The organism is Halorussus salinus (genome assembly GCF_004765815.2).
Lineage (GTDB): Archaea > Halobacteriota > Halobacteria > Halobacteriales > Haladaptataceae > Halorussus > Halorussus salinus.
This window is the reverse complement of the sequence record NZ_SBIS02000012.1, coordinates 1-20,021: the sequence shown is the minus strand read 5'-3', so window position 1 is coordinate 20,021 and position 20,021 is coordinate 1. Positions and strand designations below refer to the sequence as shown.

At 58.0% G+C, this 20,021-nt stretch carries 16 protein-coding genes and 1 pseudogene; 8 read left to right on the top strand and 9 right to left on the bottom strand.

The window, feature by feature from the left end; genetic code table 11:
* Positions 1-134 precede the first annotated feature (134 nt).
* The 6 genes from EPL00_RS21045 to EPL00_RS21020 all read left to right on the top strand — a co-directional run bounded on the left by EPL00_RS21045 (position 135) and on the right by EPL00_RS21020 (position 11,500).
* Positions 135-506: a helix-turn-helix domain-containing protein gene (locus EPL00_RS21045; RefSeq protein ID WP_135855169.1), complete on the top strand. Its 372-nt coding sequence runs from the start codon at positions 135-137 to the stop codon at positions 504-506.
* Positions 503-895, top strand: a complete 393-nt coding sequence (locus EPL00_RS21040; RefSeq protein ID WP_162224295.1) for a hypothetical protein — start codon at positions 503-505, stop codon at positions 893-895. The genes EPL00_RS21045 and EPL00_RS21040 overlap by 4 nt, the downstream gene beginning before the upstream one ends.
* 181 nt (positions 896-1,076) lie before the next feature.
* Positions 1,077-1,439 carry a helix-turn-helix domain-containing protein gene (locus EPL00_RS21035; protein WP_162224294.1) on the top strand — a complete coding sequence of 121 codons (363 nt, stop codon included), beginning with the start codon at positions 1,077-1,079 and terminating at the stop codon, positions 1,437-1,439.
* Between the two features lie 86 nt (positions 1,440-1,525).
* The gene (locus EPL00_RS21030; protein WP_135855324.1) at positions 1,526-2,446 is read left to right on the top strand and encodes a hypothetical protein; all 921 of its coding nucleotides are present in this window, start codon (positions 1,526-1,528) and stop codon (positions 2,444-2,446) included.
* A gap of 478 nt (positions 2,447-2,924) precedes the next feature.
* Positions 2,925-10,982, top strand: coding sequence for a hypothetical protein (locus EPL00_RS21025; RefSeq protein ID WP_135855323.1), 8,058 nt, complete (start codon positions 2,925-2,927; stop codon positions 10,980-10,982).
* 2 nt (positions 10,983-10,984) lie between these two features.
* The gene (locus tag EPL00_RS21020; RefSeq protein WP_135855322.1) at positions 10,985-11,500 is read left to right on the top strand and encodes a hypothetical protein; all 516 of its coding nucleotides are present in this window, start codon (positions 10,985-10,987) and stop codon (positions 11,498-11,500) included.
* Between the two features lie 561 nt (positions 11,501-12,061).
* Here the strand turns inward: EPL00_RS21020 and EPL00_RS21015 are convergent.
* The 8 genes from EPL00_RS21015 to EPL00_RS20980 form a co-directional block, all read right to left on the bottom strand.
* Positions 12,062-12,451, bottom strand: coding sequence for a hypothetical protein (locus EPL00_RS21015; RefSeq protein ID WP_135855321.1), 390 nt, complete (start codon positions 12,449-12,451; stop codon positions 12,062-12,064).
* Positions 12,448-13,320 carry a ParA family protein gene (locus EPL00_RS21010; protein WP_135855320.1) on the bottom strand — a complete coding sequence of 291 codons (873 nt, stop codon included), beginning with the start codon at positions 13,318-13,320 and terminating at the stop codon, positions 12,448-12,450. Before EPL00_RS21010 ends, EPL00_RS21015 begins: the two co-directional genes overlap by 4 nt.
* Before the next feature lie 610 nt (positions 13,321-13,930).
* Positions 13,931-14,251 carry a hypothetical protein gene (locus EPL00_RS21005; RefSeq protein WP_162224293.1) on the bottom strand — a complete coding sequence of 107 codons (321 nt, stop codon included), beginning with the start codon at positions 14,249-14,251 and terminating at the stop codon, positions 13,931-13,933.
* Between the two features lie 923 nt (positions 14,252-15,174).
* Positions 15,175-16,236 (bottom strand): hypothetical protein, encoded by a 1,062-nt coding sequence (locus EPL00_RS21000; protein WP_135855318.1) that lies wholly within the window; start codon positions 16,234-16,236, stop codon positions 15,175-15,177.
* Positions 16,237-16,549: 313 nt separating this feature from the next.
* The gene (locus EPL00_RS20995) at positions 16,550-16,723 is read right to left on the bottom strand and encodes a hypothetical protein (protein ID WP_162224292.1); all 174 of its coding nucleotides are present in this window, start codon (positions 16,721-16,723) and stop codon (positions 16,550-16,552) included.
* Positions 16,723-17,100 (bottom strand): helix-turn-helix transcriptional regulator, encoded by a 378-nt coding sequence (locus EPL00_RS20990; RefSeq protein ID WP_135855317.1) that lies wholly within the window; start codon positions 17,098-17,100, stop codon positions 16,723-16,725. The genes EPL00_RS20995 and EPL00_RS20990 overlap by 1 nt, the downstream gene beginning before the upstream one ends.
* Positions 17,100-17,495: a hypothetical protein gene (locus tag EPL00_RS20985; protein ID WP_135855316.1), complete on the bottom strand. Its 396-nt coding sequence runs from the start codon at positions 17,493-17,495 to the stop codon at positions 17,100-17,102. The genes EPL00_RS20990 and EPL00_RS20985 overlap by 1 nt, the downstream gene beginning before the upstream one ends.
* A complete protein-coding gene (locus EPL00_RS20980; protein WP_135855315.1) occupies positions 17,492-17,818 on the bottom strand; it encodes a helix-turn-helix transcriptional regulator in 327 nt (108 codons plus the stop codon). The genes EPL00_RS20985 and EPL00_RS20980 overlap by 4 nt, the downstream gene beginning before the upstream one ends.
* A gap of 335 nt (positions 17,819-18,153) precedes the next feature.
* Between EPL00_RS20980 and EPL00_RS20975 the strand changes: the two genes are divergently transcribed.
* Both EPL00_RS20975 and EPL00_RS20970 read left to right on the top strand, forming a co-directional pair.
* The gene (locus tag EPL00_RS20975; protein ID WP_135855314.1) at positions 18,154-18,423 is read left to right on the top strand and encodes a MarR family transcriptional regulator; all 270 of its coding nucleotides are present in this window, start codon (positions 18,154-18,156) and stop codon (positions 18,421-18,423) included.
* A gap of 413 nt (positions 18,424-18,836) precedes the next feature.
* The gene (locus tag EPL00_RS20970) at positions 18,837-19,106 is read left to right on the top strand and encodes a MarR family transcriptional regulator (protein WP_135855313.1); all 270 of its coding nucleotides are present in this window, start codon (positions 18,837-18,839) and stop codon (positions 19,104-19,106) included.
* Between the two features lie 351 nt (positions 19,107-19,457).
* On the opposite strand, the pseudogene EPL00_RS20965 reads toward EPL00_RS20970, so the two are convergent.
* A pseudogene (locus tag EPL00_RS20965) lies at positions 19,458-20,021 on the bottom strand (hypothetical protein); the annotation flags it as partial.

Below are 20,021 nucleotides of genomic sequence, written 5' to 3'. Positions count from 1 at the left end.
ATGGCGCACGGACCCGTCGTGCGGTCGTTCGAAGAAACGAACCGCATGTTCGCCTATACTCAGACGGGACTTGAATGTCCCGCACGACCAGCGACTAGCTTCGCAACTACCCTGACGACGAGAGGAGTCCCGCGATGAGCGCGGACTCCTCTTGGTCGGTCGCGGACCTCCGTGCGTTTGAGCGCGATCTCTTGTTTGCGGTCCGCGCGCTCGAACGCCAGGACAGTCCACCGAAGGGCCTCGCGGTCAAGTCCTACCTTGACGCCGAGTACCCCGAGGAGATTAATCATTCGCGACTCTACCAAAATCTCGATAAACACGTTGAGCGCGGGTTGCTGGAGAAGGCCGAACGCGATGGCCGGACGAACGAGTATGCGACGACTGAGCAAGCCCGCACCCTGCTGAATACATTCGCGCGCCGACGTGCAGAACAGACCGGCATCGAACTTGAGTCCGATTCTGCCCCGAGCCAAACGGACGCCTTCGAACAGGAGGGCGAGTCATGACGCAAGCCACCGAAAAGTTCGGGCCGGACCTCACGGAAGCTATTCCCGAGACGTTCGATGTGTGCGACGAGTGCGGAACGCCGACGGTCCAGCTGTCGAGCCATACGTGTCCGGACCCGGAGACGGTTGCTGACCCGACGCGCGAGGAACTTGATCGCCGCACCGAACAGGATACGTTTCCCGCAAGTGACACCGTTCTCGTCCGGACGACGAATCGGACGAATACGTACGCCTACCACGAGACCGACCACGACGATACCCCGCTGTGCCCGGTGGACCACGACGACCTCACACAACTCGCCCGCGCCGACGCTCAAGACCAGCGGTACGCACCCTGCCAGTTCTGCCAGCGGATCCGCCGTGCGAACGAGGAGGTGACCGACCAATGAGTAGTGTCACGACGACGCTTGAGGATGGTGAGTGTCCGTGCTGTAATTCGAAGATTTCCGCGATCACTGCCGATAGTCCCACGGAACACACCCTCCAGCCCTGTGGTTGCACCCTACCCACGGAATTTACTGCTCGCACGGGAGGTGACCGTCGATGAATTCGTCTCGCTCAATAACGGAGATGGCGGCCGATCTCACGAGCTATAAACGCGACCTCCTACTCGCGGCCTACCGCGCGAACCAAGCGAACGACACCCCGGTTGGGACGGATGTCATGGAGGAACTCGAAACACTCGGCCAGACCAACACCGAGGGCGGCCAGTTCTACCCGCGGCTCAACGAACTCGTCGAGCGAGGCTTCATCACGAAGACCGATCACCCGGAGGACGCCCGTGGATTCACCTGCAACCTCACCGAGGAGGGCGAAAGCCTAGTTGCGCAGTTGTTCGTGCGGAACGCTACCTCGCTCGATATCGACATACCTGAGACGGAACTCCTCGTGAATCCGCCGACTGAGTGTCTCCGCGGGCAATCCCGCGGGTAGCTCAGTCGGCCCTTGTTCGTCCGTTCGCGCGCATGCACGCCTAGCGGTATCGCCATCCAACTATCACCGAACCTCCCCGAGAACCCATGACCACCGACACCCCCACCGACGAATCGCACACCCCGACCGAACAAGTACTCCCCGACCAGCTCGATGAACTCGTCGAACAACGCATCCAGCAAGCAACCGCGGACCTCCACGAACAGATCGCCGACCTCGAAGCCGAGGTAGACGACCTCCGCGACGAACTAGCCAACGAACGTGACGCACGCCGGGAAGCCGAAGCGCGACTCGCAAACGTAGCGGAGACAGTCGAAGGCGAACACGATGCGCGCCTGAGCGCGCTGGAAGCGAAGGCGAACGGAACGCGGTCGATGATCGCGGAACTCCAATCGCGAGAACTCGAAAAAAGCGCACACCTCCAGTATGACAACGTCGAGCCGAACATCATGGACGAACTGCTCGACATCGAGGGCGAGCGCGTCGAGCGGGTCACGAAAGACGACGGCAACCACTATGCTCGCTTGCCTGGAGAGGAGGATGCACTCAATCGTGGCGGCGCAGTCGCACACTCCACGGCCGACCTCCTCCCGATCCAGCGACTTGCTCGCTATGATGACGAAATGCTCGCGAGCGTCACCAACCGGAAGCCAGACGAATTAGCGGCGAAAGCGTGGCGAGAACGAGACGATCCCGGCCGTTATCAGTTGTGGACCACCGGCAGCAGCGGGTGGCGCGTCTACCTGAAATCCTCGGACCTTGCGGACTGGATTCGCGCAAACGAGGAGGGCGTCTCGAAAAACTATGCGCAAGAATTGGCGCGGCGGACGCTTGACGCGATGCGAGAACTCAGCAAGCACCGCCTCATCACTACCCAGAAGAAACGCACCGCGGACGGCCTCACGTACAAGGAGAACGTTGTCGTTCTCACGGACGACGCCGATCTACCGGGCGAGCATTCGCTCGGTGAGTCGGAGGGTCCGGCAACAGACGAGGTGGCCGGATAACGGAGTGGGTGGACCCACACATCCCCCGAGAGGGACACCTCTCTCCCACAACCGACCGTAATCGACCGCGGTCTGAATCCGTCACGACATGTAGCCCACCCCAAACGGTGGCTCCTCGTGGCGGTGACACGATACGCTTACTGGTGCGTCTATCAGTTCCAGCGGCATCCAGCGGCAACTATAGAGAGGGTGAGGGAGCGGTTTGACCGCCAACAGCGTCTGTGGCCGGGGAAACTCTCCCGTGGAGGGTTGTAGTTGTGGGTTGCGGTTGTGGTGGTCACTTCTTCGAGTGCTTCGAGAGGGTGCGCTTTGCAGTGTTGTCGAACTGCTGGTGTATCTGTCGCCTGCCCATGGCTTATGCCGTGGGATTGTCTTTCTACGGACACGCCGCCGTGTGGTGCGGTTTTCAATGACCAATCATATCAGCCAGAACTAGGTAATAACTTTTAAATAAATACTGTCTTAACAGATAGGGAAAATGCAGTTATCTCGTCAGATATTAGCAGTAATATTTTCACTTCTCATCGTCACAGCCGCCCTGCCGCTCAACGCAGTCAGCACACCCACTTCCTCCTCGCCTACCCCACCCGCGACCTCCTCACCCGTACCCAACGCCCAATCCCCACCCAACACCACAACCGAACTCGCAACACAACTCTCTACATCGAACGCCAGACAACTCAGAGGAGTCGCCATCGACCGGCTCGCCGCAAGCAACGACACCGCCAACGCGCTCGCCAGACTCAAAGCAACCCTCGCCATCTCCGGACCAACCCGGCCGGAAAGCCGAGACGTTTTCATCACTGACCAACAGGTCGCCGCCGACATCCAAAACTCAACCCCCGCCGCCGCCCGCCTCCTCGCCGTCGCCGACCACCGCGCCGCCGACACCGCCCTCACCGACATCAAACGCGTCAACCAACACCCAACCTCGCTAAACGACACGACCGCCACCCAAGTCTCCTCGCATGTCTCGACGGCGCGCGAGGCGCTCGCGCGCGGCGACCGACGCCGGACGAACGGCCGGTACGCCGCCGCTATCGACGCGTACAAGGAGAGTTGGCTGGCCGCCCAGCGCGCGCTCGCTCTGTTGGACCGCGCCACCGACCCGCAGGTGCGGCTCACCACACGGCAAGACCCGTTCCGTGACGGCCGCTACACGTACACCCTCCGCGGTGTGGTGTCCGACGCGCGCACGCTTTACACCAACGTCACCGTGACCGTGGACGGTGACCGGCGACCGGTGTCGGTCTCGACGCCGAGCGCGCCCGGTCGCAACGCGACGTTCACCGCGACCCTCCGGCTGACCGACGCGCCCCACCGCATCGTCGTGAACGCGACGACCGCTGGCGTCGCCATGACCACGACGAATGTCTCGCTCGTCCAGCACGATTCTGCAGTCCTGCGGCTCGACGGCGACGGTCTTCGCGCGAGCTACGAGGAGGCAGTTACTGGGACCGACCCGCTGGACCCTGACAGCGACGCCGCTCGGACCGACAGCGACGAGGGCGACGATGGCGTCCGCGACGGCCGGGAGGACTTCGACGCTGATAACGCCACGACCGCCGCCGAACAGCACGTCGGGTCGGACCCCTTCCGGGCCGACACGGACGGCGACGGTCTCGCGGATGGTGTCGAGATTCGTGCCGACGGTCTCAGTCCCGTGCGGGTCGACAGCACCGCGACCGGGAACGCAACGGACGATGCTGGCGGCGACCTCGACGGCGACGGCCTATCCAACCAGCGCGAGCAGACCCTCGGCACCGCGCTCGACGATCCCGACACGGACGGCGACGGTCTCGAAGACGGCGCGGAACTCCAAAAATACGACACCGATCCGCTCAATCCCGACACGGACGACGATGGTCTCCTCGACAACGAGACGACGAGGTACGGGAGCGACCCATTGAGCAACAACTCGGACGATGACGGCATCGCCGACGGGGTGGAAGTCAGTCAGTACGGCACCGACCCGGCGAGCAACGATACGGACGGCGACGGGGTGACGGATGACGCCGAGGTGCGACTTGGGACCGACCCGACCGGCATCGACACGGACGGCGACAGACTGGACGACCACGAGGAGTTACGTCGGTACGACACCGACCCGACCGAGTTCGATAGCGATAGCGACGGACTAGGAGATGCGACCGAGATCAACGTCCAACACACCAGCCCGAATACGGTTGATAGCGACGACGACGGTCTTTGGGACGGCGCGGAGGTCAAGCGGTACGGGACCGACCCGAATGTGGTCGACACTGACGGTGACGGGGTGACCGACGCGGCGGAAGTGGAGAAGCACGAGACGGATCCGAACGAACCCGACACGGACGGTGACGGTCTCTCGGACGCCACGGAAATCCACGAGTACGGCACTGAACCCACTGACGCAGACACCGACGACGATGGTCTCAACGACACGGCGGAAGTCCGCGAGAACGGTACCGACCCGCTCACGGTAGACACGGACGGGGACGGTCTGGAAGACGGTCCCGAAGTCCACGACCACGGCACTGAACCGTTGGTCGCGGACACTGACGGCGACGGTCTCACGGATGGCGAGGAGGTCAACGAGTACGACACTGACCCGTTGGCGGTTCATAGCGACGGCGACAGTCTATCCGACGGTGAGGAGGTCCTGCAGTATGGGACGGACCCGTTGGCGGCGGATACTGACGACGACAGGGTGACGGACGGGAACGAGACGGTGGCGGGGTTGTTGCCGGACAATCCGGACAGCGACTCGAATCGGACTGCGCCCGACGAGAGCGACAACGGCCGACGGGACGGCGCGGAGGACTTGGACCGGGACGGCGCGAGCAACGCTGAGGAGTTCGACGCGACGCTCGACCCGCTCGACCCAGATACCGACGGCGACGAGCTTCAGGATGGGTTCGAGTTGGAGTACGACCGGCTGGATCCGCGGGCGACCGACACGGACGGCGACGGGACGCTCGACGCCAGCGAGGACTTCGAGAGCGACGGACTGGACAACAAGCGTGAGCAGACCCACGATACCGACCCTCACGTCGCGGATACGGACGGCGACAACCTCACCGACGGCGTCGAAGTCGATACTCATGGGACGGACCCGAGCGCGCCGGACACGGACGGCGACGGCTTGCAAGACGGAGCCGAGGTTCAGGTACATGGAACCGAACCGCTGACGGCTGATACCGACGGCGACGGGGTAGCGGACGGTGCAGAAGTCGAAGACCACGGCACCGACCCACTAGCGGTAGATACGGACGGTGACGGCCTCTCGGACGGGGCCGAACTGAACATCCACGGAACGGACCCGCTGGTGGCGGACACGGACGGTGACGGTCTCCGGGACGGCCCGGAAGTCGCCAACGGTACGGACCCGCTCGACGCGGACACCGACGACGACGGTCTCGAAGACGGTCCCGAGATTCACACCTACCAGACCGACCCGCTGAACGTCGACACCGACAACGAAACAATCTGGGACGGCCCGGAAGTCCACCAGTACGGCACCGACCCGAACTCCTCGGACACTGACGGCGACCGCCTGAACGACAGCACCGAGTTGAACCGGACGCTCACGAACCCGCTCGTCGCCGACAGTAACTCGGGACGCACGGACACCAACGAAGCAGGCAACAACGTCAGCGATGGTTCGGAAGACTTCGACGCGGATGCCGTCGCTACCTACTACGAGTACGCGCTGGGGACCGACCCCTACGACAACGACACCGACGACGACGGTCTCAGCGACGGCTACGAGACCCAATCCAGTCTGCTATCGCCCCAGTCGGCGGACACCGACGACGACGGCGTTCCCGACGCCGCCGAAGACTTCGACAACGATGGACTCGACACCAGCCGCGAGCGGACCGTCGGAACCAACCTGAACCAGTCGGACACCGACGGCGACCGCCTGAACGACAGCGAAGAACTAGACATCTACGGGACGAACCCATTGGCGGGCGACACCGACAGCGACGGCTTGAACGACAGCGAGGAGATCAACCTCTCGACGGACCCGACGGTGGCCGACACCGACGGCGACGGGACGCTCGACGGCAACGAGACGTTCACGACGAGTTCGACCGATGAACAAACCGGCGTCACGATGTCCATCACCGGCGAGGGCAACGTCGCCGACACGGTCTCGGTCAACAACAGTTCCGAACCCGTCTTAGAAACCCAGACAGTCCAGAACGTCACGGCGAGCGAGACCTACGAGTTCGAGACCAGCGAGAACTTCTCGACCGCGAACATCACCCTCCCCTACAACGAGTCGACGGTCAGCGACGCAAACGAATCGACGCTCGACGCCTACCGCTACAACGAAACCCTCCAAACCTTCGTCGCCGTCGAGAACTCCACCGTCGACACCACCAACGACACCGTCACCGCCGAAACACCCCACTTCTCGACGTATACGGTCATCTCAACCGACAAATGGGAAGCACAGTTCAACCGCACCCGACCCGCAAAATGGTCCCAAAGCGACGACTTCAGCAACCTCGCCAACTGGACAGAAAACGGCACAGTCTCGACCGCGACGGTCAGTGCGACAGCATCGCTCGATACCGCCAGCGACACGGATACCGCCGACCGCTCGTCGGCGGTCGTCGTCGGCACGACCGACCGCCCCGACAACCGCAACTGGACGAAACCGGACGACCGGACGAAACAACTCGGGGGTCGGTCCAGGGCGAACTCCTCGACCACCCGTGTCCCGGACGCGAAGACGACGACCGACGCCGCGGGGACCCAGACCACCTCCGAGCGAACGACCACTGTGGTGACCGAGACGATGACTCGCACCGTCACTACCGTAACGGGCGGAACGTCGACGAACACCACGACTACCAATAGAGCCAGTGATGGTTCGCCAACAGTCACCACGGTGACGACCACTGACGGAGGAGCAACCGGTCGGACGACGACGGGCGAGTCGACAGCAACGATAGATACCGACCGGACCGCGACGGCAGACACCGATCCAACGGAACAGGGTACGGACACGAGTGACGCGACGACCAAACCGCCAACCGCAACGACCACGACGACCAAACCGCCGACAGCGACGACTACGGTACGGACGACCGATGCCAAGACCGTTTCGGGCTACGTGTACTGTCGTCAGAATCCTCGGGGGTGTCAAACGACAGAGGAGACGACGAAGGAGACGACTACGGAAAAGGAGGTTTCGAACCCGGACCCGAGAGATGACTCCGACGGTGATGAGACGTGGGACCGCAATGACAACTGCCCGTACGAATATGGTCTCGGGTCCGACGGTTGTCCCATCGACAGCGACGACGACGGAAAAGTCAACCATGAGGACGACTGTCCGTACGAAGTCGGGGCTGGTGACGGCTGTAAGAGTGACAGCGACGACGACGGCACGCGCAATTACTACGATGACTGTCCGAATACGCCCGGCGTTGACGACGGATGCGCGCAGAACAGCGACGACGACCAGTACAACGACTACTACGACGACTGTCCGGACGAGGCTGGCTCCGGGCCGGACGGCTGTCCGGAGGACGACGACAGTGACGATACAAAGAACCTGAACGACGCCTGTCCGAAGTTCCCCGGTTGGAAGCCGAACGGCTGTCCGCGTAAATCGAGCCTTGAACGTACCGTCACGTTACGCGACGCCGAAACCGTCACGCTCGGCACTATCGCCAAAGCCGAGGCCACCAGCGACCGGTCGGTCGCCGAACTCGTGGTCATCGGTCCTGACGACCAGCGCATCCGTGTCTACGGCGAGGACCGCTCGCACATCGCTCGCACGGCGAACAACTCGACGGTCAAGGCGACGGGCATCATCCCCGGCGGCGAGGGCGACCGCGGCGAGTTTGAGGCGGTCGAACAAGACCTCTCGCAGTTCGCGGGCGAACAGGTCACGATTCGGGTCGTGACGGTCGGGCGCGCGACCTTCGAGATCGATGCGCTGAAAATCGGCTACGACTCCGACGGCGACGGTCTCTACGACAGCGTCGAGCGCGGGACCTGCGGCCTCTGGGACGGCCGCGGGCAATGTCTGGATACGGACCCGTACCTCGCGGACACGGACGGCGACGGGTTGACCGACAGCGAGGAGATCGGGCCGCGCAAGCAGGTTCACGGGCGGGAGTACTACGCGTTGGTGAGCAACCCGACGGTCCGGGATACCGACCACGACGGACTGAGCGACAAGCAGGAGGTCGAAAGTGGATACCATCTCGCGGTGACGCGGAGTCCGGAGAAGTCGCGGACGTATCTTAGCGCGCAGAGTCCGAGCAAAAAGAAAGCGCAACTCTACCGGCCGTGGGTGAGTCCGGACCCCCTCAGCCGAGATTCCGACGAGGACGGCCTCTCGGACCGCGAGGAGTGGCTGTACCAGACGAATCCAGATAACCGAGATAGCGACGGCGACGGTCTCGAAGACGGCCGCGAGCGCGATTTCGGTGCAGACCCGACCCTCTACGACTACCGGGGGCCGGACATTCGCCTCGCCAAGTACGGTTATATCGAAAACTACAGCGCTCTCGAACGCACGTATCTCGTCGATTACTTCGTCGCCGACCCGAGTGGCGTCGAACAGACGACGCTTCGAAAAGACGGGAACACGTTCTATCGCGAATCACCCGAACGCGTCTTCAGCCACCACAATGGGTCGATGACCGTCGAAATCAGCCAGATAGGAGACACTGGACTTAGCGGGTCTACTGTCGAGGTGACGGCGACCGATAGCCACGGGAATCGAGAGTCTCTTACCGCGATTCGTCGAGCGAACGACTGCGGACAGTTAGCCAAGCGGATGAGCGCGACCGGAAGACAGAACGGTGGCTTCGCTGGCTATTTAGGCGCATGTTCGGGCTTCCAAGCCAACATCGGAAGCAGTATTCAGTCGCTCCTCGGGTTCTTCGACGACCCCTTCGGGTTCGTGAAGCAACTTAGACAGTTAATCGAAGTACTCGACCGAACCGGCTTGCTCGATATGTTCATGGAGGCGATGCTATCAAGTGTTCAAGACAAACAGCAGACGAATAACCCCTACTCGAAGGGCGACCAGTACTACGACGAGTACAAGCACGCATGGTACGGCGGGTATGTCGCCGGATTCCTCACGAAAGCGATTGCAGGAGCGAAAGTCGGGTCATTCGTCAAAAGTACGTCGTACTTCAAAAAGATGGAGTCGTTCGCCAAATCGACGCGGGCAGGCCAGACCGCGATGCGGCTGAAGGCACCCTACGACCGTGGCAAGGCGCGCGTGGCCACCGGGCTGGCCGAAGGTGGGAAGAAAGCGGCGGGGCCACTACTGCGGCGGGCGAAATCGGCGGGTGCGACCTATCGGCTGTGGAAACTTCAGCAGAAGGCTGAGGTTGATACCGCCGACCTATCGGACGTTGAGCAGAAGCGGGTGACGAGGTTCCTTGCGCGCCACGGGGAGGATGGGGCAGACGACCTCCGAAAGTTGGACGACGAAGACGTGAAAGCCCTGTTCCAACGGGCGTGTAGTGCTGGTGGATACGGAACCCAGCGGGTCGGTGGTGGTGACTGTACGGATCTGAATGATCGTGAGCAACGAGTGTATAATGATGCGGTCGTTGCGGCGGATGTTGACCCGAGTGAATTCAGCGCGCGGTTAGCGAAGACCGACGTGAGTGCTGCAAACGCTCGACGAGCGTTCGTTCATACCAGTCGGTATGGCGTCGAGGTGGCGAGCGAACTGGACGATGACGCCTTGAATCAGTTCGTTCGGATGGATGCTGATTCACAGCGAGTACTCGTCCAAGCGAGGCGGGCTGACGGTGCGGACCTAAGTAGTCGGGATATCGAGAACGTTCTTCAGAAACACGAAAGTTTAGTTGACGATGGGCTTGGCGGAGAATTCAAAGAAGTTCTATCAGAGACCGAGATTCTCGGCGTGCAGTTCTTCCGAAACACCGCTCAAAGAGACATCGTCCCGCTTATCCAGGCCTACGAGCGTGACGATATCGACGGGAACGACCTTCAGCGGGCGTCGAAGTTGATTGACGACGACAACACAAAGTACTACGCAGATAGTGATATCACTGCTAAACAACTTCTCAAAGTTGAAGCCGATGGAGGTGACTTAAGTAAAACTGAATTCGTTACTTCGCCGGATGAATCGTTCAACGATAACACCGGTGTAGTGTCGCTTGAACTGGGTGACCGAGATACCGGTTGGACACACATACGCGGTCGTCACGTTTACGGTACGATTGAGTTGGATGAGAAAAGACTAACCTCGTTCTTCCCTATAGGTCAAACTGTTAAGGGGCGCGACTTGCCGAATAGACTTTCAGAAGAGGAGGTAAAAGAACTCGTGTATACCGCGGTGAAACGAGGTGACAACCCCGAAATAGGGGCAACAGGTGACATAGAATACATCTATAAACCTTCGATAGACGGTATTGACGAAATCACGGTTCGAGTTGATCCGGACACCGGAAAGTTGGTTTCTGCCTTCCCTGAAGGCGAAGGATCGGCAGTAAAACAATGGATCGGCGAAGCGAACGACTGGAAAGATAGACTGAAGTAGAGATGACTGACCCAGTGTTTGATCGATTCCGGCTAACGGTTGAGTTCGACGACGATTTCGAGCGGCAGGTCACCGGTGAGGGACGCGCGTACAATCCGCGTGTTTCACTCGGAATCCAAGCAGGAGACGTGTCTATCTCCGGGGCTGAGAAAGGGTATACCGGTGTGTACCTGACTAACTTCTTAGGTCAGGCTCTAGAGGCAGTCGAGACAATCGAAAACGGTGAAAAGAGAGTCATCAAGACGGCCGATGGGCCAACGTATCTCGTTCTTGATCCACGCGATGACGAAACGATGACCTTCGCACAATGTTTCTCCAAAAAGAGCGCTGATGAACCGCACGAACGGATGTCCATCGAACCTCAAGTCATCATAACGAAGGAGGCGTTCACCAAGGAAGTGATTCGTCTCGGGAACGAATCGTTGGAGAAGATATTTGCCACAAATGAAGACGTTCGAGATCACAGACAGATTCGGGAACTTCAAGAGCTATTGGAGACTGTCGAAGACCGTCGGTAGGATTCAGAAATGCAGTTTGAAACAGACATTTGGTCTACCGACTGACGAGATCCGCCAATTGCTCCGGGCGTACGGCTCGTCATCGGAACTTGACGAAGAGCCTTTAAAGGAAGCAGACGACCTACAGCCACCAGTTAACGAACTAGCCGAGGACGACGTTCTCCCCTCTTCCGAACCGTAGACCGAAGGCGGTTGGGAGCCACCAACAACTGCCGACTTCCTCACATCTGCCGAATTTAACCGCGACAGCTAACCAGCTCGTACTCACTCAGTTGGGTTCAACGGTGAATCAAGTAGGCCGTCGAGACCGACACACACAAGACTGGCTACGACACCGACGGCGACAGGTTGACTGACAGCGAGGAGATCGGGCCACGCAAGCAGGTTCACGGGCGGGAGTACTACGCGCTGGTGAGTAATCCCGACGGTTCGGGATACTGACTACGACGGACTGAACGACGAATGAGGGGTGATGAAGGTGTTCCAAGCTGCGGCGACAACGACCGGAACTAACCAATGATGGCATCTATGGCTAGGTCAACATTGGTTAGCGGGAGTGGGCTATAGGTCGTAGCCCCACTCTCGGAGGATGTCTTCGGCGTCGTCGATATTCTGCATTCCTGCGAGATAAATCGCCTCGCGGGCGTCGAGTTTGTAGACGCTTTCATCGAAGCGGTCATCGAGATTGCGGCGAGCATCCTGCTCGTCCGCTTCAGTCGCATCTTGGACAAACAACTGATGGACGTTCTCTCGTTCGTCTTTCACCTTGTCACGACGAAGTTTGAATGGTAAGTCTGATCGGTTAAACTGACCAGTATTACTGACCTCATCTGCCGAGTCAACTCGGTCGGTTGACTGCTCAGACACTACCGAGTCCGTCTCTGTTTCCTGTTTCGTCTCGTCAGTCGAGTCATCGTCGTCAGCAAATGGATCTGATGCGCCGGATTTCATGCTTTCACTTCCTCAGGGTTCTCGAACTGTGTCGTGATGTAGTCGGCGAGCTGGTGGAACTTCTCCAAGGTCTGCTCCTCGTAGTCGCGGAGGTCGCGGTAGTCATCATTTTCAGCGAGTTCGAAGATGCTGACTTGGTGTTCCCATGCAGTACTCAGCATCGCCCCGCGCTCTCGAATCGAGACGGGTGCAACGGGGAGGTCTTGGTCGGCGAGTCGCTGTTCGTATTCCTGTTGGAGGGTCGTATCAGAGACTTTGTTTGGGACCACTCCAAGGACGCCGACCTCGATATCGCCGAGCGTATCCTCAATGCCGTCAACAACGTCACGCAGCCCGTCCACGCTTTGCTTCCCCTTCGGGGAGAGTTCTGCAGGGATGAACAAGTTCGAGGTGGCGTACACAGCATTATAGAGGTGCTGACCAACCGTCGCAGGCGGGTCCACGATGATCACATCGTACTCGTTCGGGATGTCGGCGTCAGCGAGGACACGCCGGAGTTGCTTTTCTTTCGGCCAGCGATAATTGGCGTCATGCATGGACTCCTCCATTTTCGCTGCCCGAGAGAGGTTCTGTTCGAGGTCGCTGAGCATGTTGTGGCTGGGGACAAGGTCAATATCGTCTTCCACAGTTCGGATGATATCTCCGAAGTCTCCTTTCGGACGTTCAACGAGGTGTCGGACGAGGTTGTCCACGTCAGGGTCTTTGCGGTAGTCTTCTGCGCCGAAGTGATGGGTGAGGCCCCCATCCTGTGGGTCCATGTCGATGACGAGAACGTCTTGGTCGCGGCGGGCGTGTGCAGCGGCGAGGCTGATGGTGGTCGTTGTTTTGCCGATGCCGCCTGCTTCACTCCAGACGGTGTACGAGATCATCAATTGAGATGTCCCACCCCTGCTATAAAAAGACTCGTCAGACAAGCCAGTAACACTGTCCAGTAAAATTGTCCAGTAATACTATTTAGTAACACTATCTAGAAACACTGGGGGGTGGGTTAGCCAGATGTACTCATCAGATTCATTGAGTACACGTACCTGTCGAATACGCTAACCAGATAGACTGGTCAACTGTACTGGCTATTGTCAATGGTTAGTAACACCAAGTAATAATACTGGACAGCAATACCAAGCAGTAACACTAGACAGTAACACCAAACAAGAATACTACTTGGACTATTCCTGTATGAAAGACAGTCACGTACACTATACTGCCCTAGTTGGAGGTAAGTCTCTAAGAGGACAGACCGCTACCCCAGCGGAGGGAGTCGTTCTAGAGAACACCGAACGACGATGACTCAGTTGAGGATGAGAAGCATTTGACCGCGACACAAGACAGCCAAGCCGATGCTGACACCCCGCAATTGACGATTGACAAGAATAGTAAATGTCGACCGCCACTGCAACGACTCACGCTTCAGTTTGGAAAAGCACTGGAAACGATGGTCTCTCTATCTTAGTTTGTCGGTGGAGGCCGTGATGGCAACAGCTACTTGTTTACTGGATCGGCTTGGTCAAGTCGATTCATCTCTTCTTTTGCGTCTTTCTTTGCAATCTCCGACTTTAGCTCCTCCAAGCGATCCACGTACTCTCTATACTTCTTTTGCTGTCGCCGCTTGGAGGCGATTTCGTTCTCTAACCGTTCGATGTCGGCATCTAACTCCCTGATGTGTTGCCGTGCCAGCTCAGTCAAAACGCGATACTCGTCGATAGACTCCGGCTCACGACCGAAAAACTCCTCTCGAAGAGTGTCCCGAATAAAATCTGCTCGTTCACCGTGTTCGAGGAACAACTCAACAGCCATGTCCATCGGCGGGTCTAACGACGCAGAAACGGAATCTGGTGTTCGACGCATTAGATTATTTTAATACGCTCTATAATATCAAAATATCGCTGGGAGCAACTCGCAGCGGGAAGATTCGATGCGACACGGAAGGGGAGTTTCGTTCAACTGCACCAGCACGTTGTTGAGATCCGCTTGCGGAATTCGATTCGATTTTCTCGTTTCTTAGACGTAAGTCAGCGAGTTGGACGGGTGGGGAGACCGAAAGGACGTGAGAAGACGGTATGGTTACCGCCAGCGTGGTCGAGAAGACCTGAAAAACCAGATACACGGTTAACGCTCCGGAAAGCCCGTTATTAAGAACGCGGTTCTATGTATTAATAACTGGTATCGTATGTTCTATCCTGATAAACTACTGGAATCAAAATATTTTTAAATCCATAATTTCAATGATATCCGTACTGTCGGCTTCTAAGCGAAGGAAGAACAGAGTTCTTCCGTAGCGTCGCTCATGACCGTCTCTCAATCGGTATTCTTGCAGACGATGAACCGCGCATGATTTCTACTTCTCGCCCCGCTACCGAGCGTTTCCACCAATCTTTCTATCTTAATGCCGTTCTGTAGAACGAGAAAATCGGGCCGAATTCCGCAAGCGGTCTATTGTTAATCGCAAGACGGAACGCTATTTCTCGCTCTGCTTCTCCAATCTAGCTAACTTAACCGCAAGCGGTATCGCCCTAATGCCGATTGATCGCCTCGACGAATCGGTCCATCAGTGTCATCTACCCGGTTAATGAACGGACTGCTCCAAGAAATCGCTGTGAAAATGTCGAGAACTTACTTCTTCGCAGTCACCGAGGAACTGGTACTGCTTCTATGGCCGAACCAAGAAAGGGAAAGCTACAGTAGCCGCTATCCAGCGTGATGCGGACCGACCCGTGACGAGCTGGCTACTCCCGTCTGAGCATATTCTGGACTTCGGGGGAAACGTGGTTCTCCTCTATCTTCTCTTGAACGTGAACATGCAGATTCGTCTCGTAAAGATTCATGAACTCTTTCTGGGATTTCGCTAGCTCTCCAAACGGTCCGTCCACCTCAGGTCGGACACCAAAGTCGAAGGCGTCATCCCCGGCCTGTTCAAGGAACTGATCTGGGTCAGTGATTCCACTAATAATGTTTCTTGTCGTCGCGACGAATTCGAGTGCTTCACCGACGATGCCGTACCAGTCATCGAGGTCTTCGACTTCCGCAAGCGAAGCGGTTAGCGGGCCAGCGAGGTCCGTCTCAAGGCACTCCTCTCGCTGGAGGATGATATCGGCAAAGCCGCTGAGCGTGGTCTCGCAGTCGTTCATCAGGCCGGGAAGCGCACTGTAGTAGGACTCCTCGCTCGTGAACAACGTCTTGGAACTCGGACGAGGGTGGGTCCAAAGTAGTCGTTTAACGTTGTTCTTGTAGGTCTCGATGATATACTGGTTCCCACGGTCGGCGTTGAACCGATCCGTGAGATGCAAACAGTACTGTTGAACGAGGTCAGTGAGTGGATCTTCGTGAAAAACGCCCTCGTTTGCGCATGACCGCGCCATCGCAGCGAGGACGCGACTCGTGACTAAGTGGTTCGCTCGAAGCGTTGTGTTGCCGACGCGGTCGGGGTGGATTTCGAGATTGTCGCTCCAGTAGCCGCCGTCTTCGGGGTCTTGGACGGCTTCCCGAAGATCCTCGTAGTCGAGTTCAGGGCCGGAGCGTTCGAGTTCGGCCGGGACGACCGTCGCCGTGTAGCTCGTCGGCGTAGTGTCGGAGTCGTCCGAGGTTGCGTGTCGGCGGAGTTCTGCGTGGAGTTCGTCTTCGGAGAGATCTTTCGCGGCGAGATTCTGCAAGTCTTCGGCATCGAGGTTCGTGTCGGCGACGAGCTGGGGGTCCACGTCGCCGAACGTGTTCTGGAACCACGCTTCGTAGAGTTGCCGTCCGGCTTCCGCCTGCGAACAACCATAGTATTCGGCGGCGGCTTCCGCCATCGCTTTCTCCTCGCTATTCGTGCGAATGAAAACTTGGCTAGTTCGTGTCTCGGTACTGGTCGTGGGGGAGTCGGTCCGTGTCGCGGTCATTGCTGGGAAGTGGTTTCTCGGTTGGGGGAGACTGGTTCAACGTTGCTATACCGTGGTTCGCGGCCGGAATCGAGTCGGACACGGATAGCGTCGGGAGTGGGCTTGTGGTCGGTGGGGATTTCGCCGCACTCGCCGCTCGGCATCTCGACGACTCTCCCGATATCCGGTGTCCGGTCCGGCATCGTCGCCTCCGTGGCTGGTCTGGTGGTTCGGGCAGAACGTCTCAACTGCCGGGTCTTTTCGCTGGACAGGCGAACAGCCGATGGAGCGCCGCCACGAGGAGCGAATTCGATCCCTCAGGGCTGTCCCGGTCTCGGTTCTGGTCCCGGTTGGCGGCCGCGTCGGTCATCGAGATGATTTCTCCGCTGGAGTTGGCATAGAACTCGCTAGTTGCCATTAGCCTTCACCTCGAACTTGCGGCCGAGCATCAGCATCTGGGAGGGCACATCTGGGGACATCCACATCCAGCGACTCGACGGTTCGGAGGACTAACTCGGTCAACACAGCGTTGCCCTCCTCGGTCAAGTCGACAGTGAATCCGCGTCCGTCATCTGGATGGTCGTCTTTCGTGACGAGACCGGCATCGACGAGTTCGTTGAGCCGGGGGTAGAATTGGCCGCCCTCGGTGTTGGTTTGGCCTAGCTCTTCGAGTTCTGTTTTTACGTCTGCGCCAACGGGGGTCTCGTGTGCGCGGTTCGCGCGATGGACGCCCCAGAGTAAGTCGCGCTTGTAGCTCGTCAGGTTGCTCGCCAGTTGTCTCCGACGGGCACTCATCACTGGTCACCTCCGTTGTCTGCGTTGGCTCCGCGGATGCGGTGACAGAACTGGCAGGGGGCATACCGTTTAGCTTGGGCGTCGGTGCGAGTGAGTTGCTCGAATCCGCTGGTGGTGTTCGCCGGACAGAGCGGCTGGTTGTTCGCGTCGGTTTCGTGGTAGGCGTAGCTCGTTGCTCGTCGCGCCTGCTGGATGAGGACGGTCTCGGAGTCGGGGAAGGGGTCCTGTTCGGCGCGCCGGTCGAGTTCCGCCCGTGACGGGTCGGCAACCGTGTCCGGGTCGGGACAGGTGTGCGAGGAGAGCTGGACGGTGGGCGTGCCACAGTCGTCGCAGATGTCGAACGTCTCGGGGATGGCGTCGTCTAGGTCGGGACCGAACTCGATGGCGTGGGTCATGCGGGGCCACCTCCGTTGAGGTCGACCGCGCTGGCGCGGCGCTGGGCGTGGTCGGCGAGGAGTTCTCGGGCGTGGTCGGTGGTCGCGTATTCGTTGGTGCGGTCGTCTTTCTGGCCTTTGGTGAGGAGGTCGTTGTCGGTGAGCCGGTCGAGGTTCTGGTAGAGCCGGCTGTGGTTGAGGTCCTCGCCGTACTCGCTGTCGAGATAGTTTTTGATTGTGAGTCCTTTCGGCGGCGTATCGTCTTCGAGCGCGCAGACCGCGTACAGGAGGTCGCGCTCGAACGCCCGCAAGTCCGTGAGGGACGCAACTGTGTCGGCCGTCATGCCGCCACTCCTCCCTGACCGTTAGCGCGTGCGATTGACAGACTATCCGCTAGTCGTGCGGGGGATTCAAGTCCCGCGTCGGTGAATTCGTGCATGCTTCCGTACCGTGGATACGGGAGCGAACCGCGGACCCCGATGCTGGAGTCATCGGGTCCGCATCGTTTCTGCGATGCGTCCAACCGAGAGTGGTGAATCCGCGTCTCGTTCCCGTTGCTTCTCAATTCATAACTAACACAACTTAAATCTATACACTCATCTGAATGCCTAGGAACCCAAGTAAGTGATTGTGGGATTAAATCACGCAAATTAAATTCTGGGCTTAAGAATGTCTCTCCATGGCTTTGGAAGAGAATGGACCGACTGACGCACATCGAGCCATTCTCGAACTCTTGGCGCTCGAAACCCCGCCTTCTTCTCGCTCCGATAAAATGCGGCTCTCTCCAAAATGTCTCACCCAGAGTGCTGGCTACAAAGACTCTAGCCATATCGGAGTTGTCTGCCGAGAATTGCGTGATGCCGAGTTGGTCGAGCGGGAGGACCCCGGCTATTATTCGATTAATTGGCGTGGCCGTGCCTATCTTGAGGGCGAATTGACGCTCGACTGATTGGAAGATAGTAGGTTCTTGAATTGGAATTCGGGAGTAGGGCATGGTCCTGAGCGACGTGACCGACTCGGCCGTCATGCCGCCACTCCTCCCCGACCGCTGGCGCGTGCGATTGACAGACTATCCGCTAGTCGTGCGGGGGATTCAAGTCCCGCGTCGGTGAATTCGTGCATGCTTCCGTACCGTGGATACGGGAGCGAACCGCGGACCCCGATGACTCCACCATCGGGTCCGCATCGTTTCTGCGATGCGTCCAACCGAAAGTGGTGAATCCGCGTCTCGTTCCCGTTACTTGTCGAGTGGTAAATGTAGCAACTTAAACTTAACTCAATACCTATTGACTCGGTATAACAGGTATTTACTTGTGGAGGGATTCCGGCTACACTAAAGTTAGGTAGAGAAAACAATGTCGTATGGCTATCGAGAAGGATGGTCCAACGGATGCCCACCGGACTGTCCTTGAACTGCTTGCGTTGGAGCCACCATCGAGCGGTCGGTCTGAGAAAATGCGCCTTAATCCGACCTCTATCACTCGTTCTACCGGCTATAAGAACAGCAGTTACATCGTGCGAATTTGCCGTGAACTCGAAGAGGAGGGATTGATTGAACGCGAGGAGCCGGGATATTACGAAATCACGGCCCGTGGTCGCGTCTATCTTGAGGGCGAATTGACGCTCGACTGATTGGAAAGCGATACGCTCTTGGGGTGGGATTCGGGAGTCTTGCATGGTCCTGTGGCGAACGCTGTTGCTACTCGGTGCAGGACTCCTCGCGGAGCCTGTGCCAACCAAGGCCCGCGAACTCAGCCGCGATGCTGGACCCATCGCGGTTGGTCTTCCTGCGAACCGTTACATCAGGTATAGAGCCGCTTGGTATTTTTAATCGTTTTGACTCTGTAATTTTGTCTTGCTTAGAATCCAGAGGTGTCTTGGATTGAGACAAGACAGTCTAATTTTGCATAATATGTGTTATATTATTGCCTGAGAGAGTAGCTTCTTAGTGGCAGTTAGATTGTGACATCGTTTCAAATATAATCAATTCAGTGTACGAACCTTCACTCCGAATTCCGCATCTTTGTAGAATCGCTGGGCACTCTCGTCTTCAATCGATATGTCGTCCAAGATTTTGAGTTCCTCACGGGTCCCCCAGTTCTTTACTACCTCCACAGATATTCTGTATGTTTCCAGTGTTGGGTTAGTTTGTAGCCATTCTTCTAGAACCCCAAAGACACGAGACTTTGATATCGACCGTTGATCAAATCTTGTCATCCAACCCCTGATATCTTTATTGTCGTTGTCTTTAATCTCGTTGAGTTCCTCTATGAAGTCGTCGTTAGTCGGAAAGTGCCTCGGTCGCTGGTCATTTGGCAAATGAGGCTGTACGTGGTTTGCGGCCCAATCTTTCATTCCAAGTTCATCCGCCTTCTCCACGATTCCTATCAAATCCATATTAGGAATATCAGAAATATACGGCTCAAGAGATTTCAGATGTTGTTCAGTAATGAGTTGGGATTTCCCCGACGTATTGAACCCGAAATTCATTCCTATATGATTCAATAGTCCTTCCGGATCATCACTATCCTCATATACGGCCCTCGC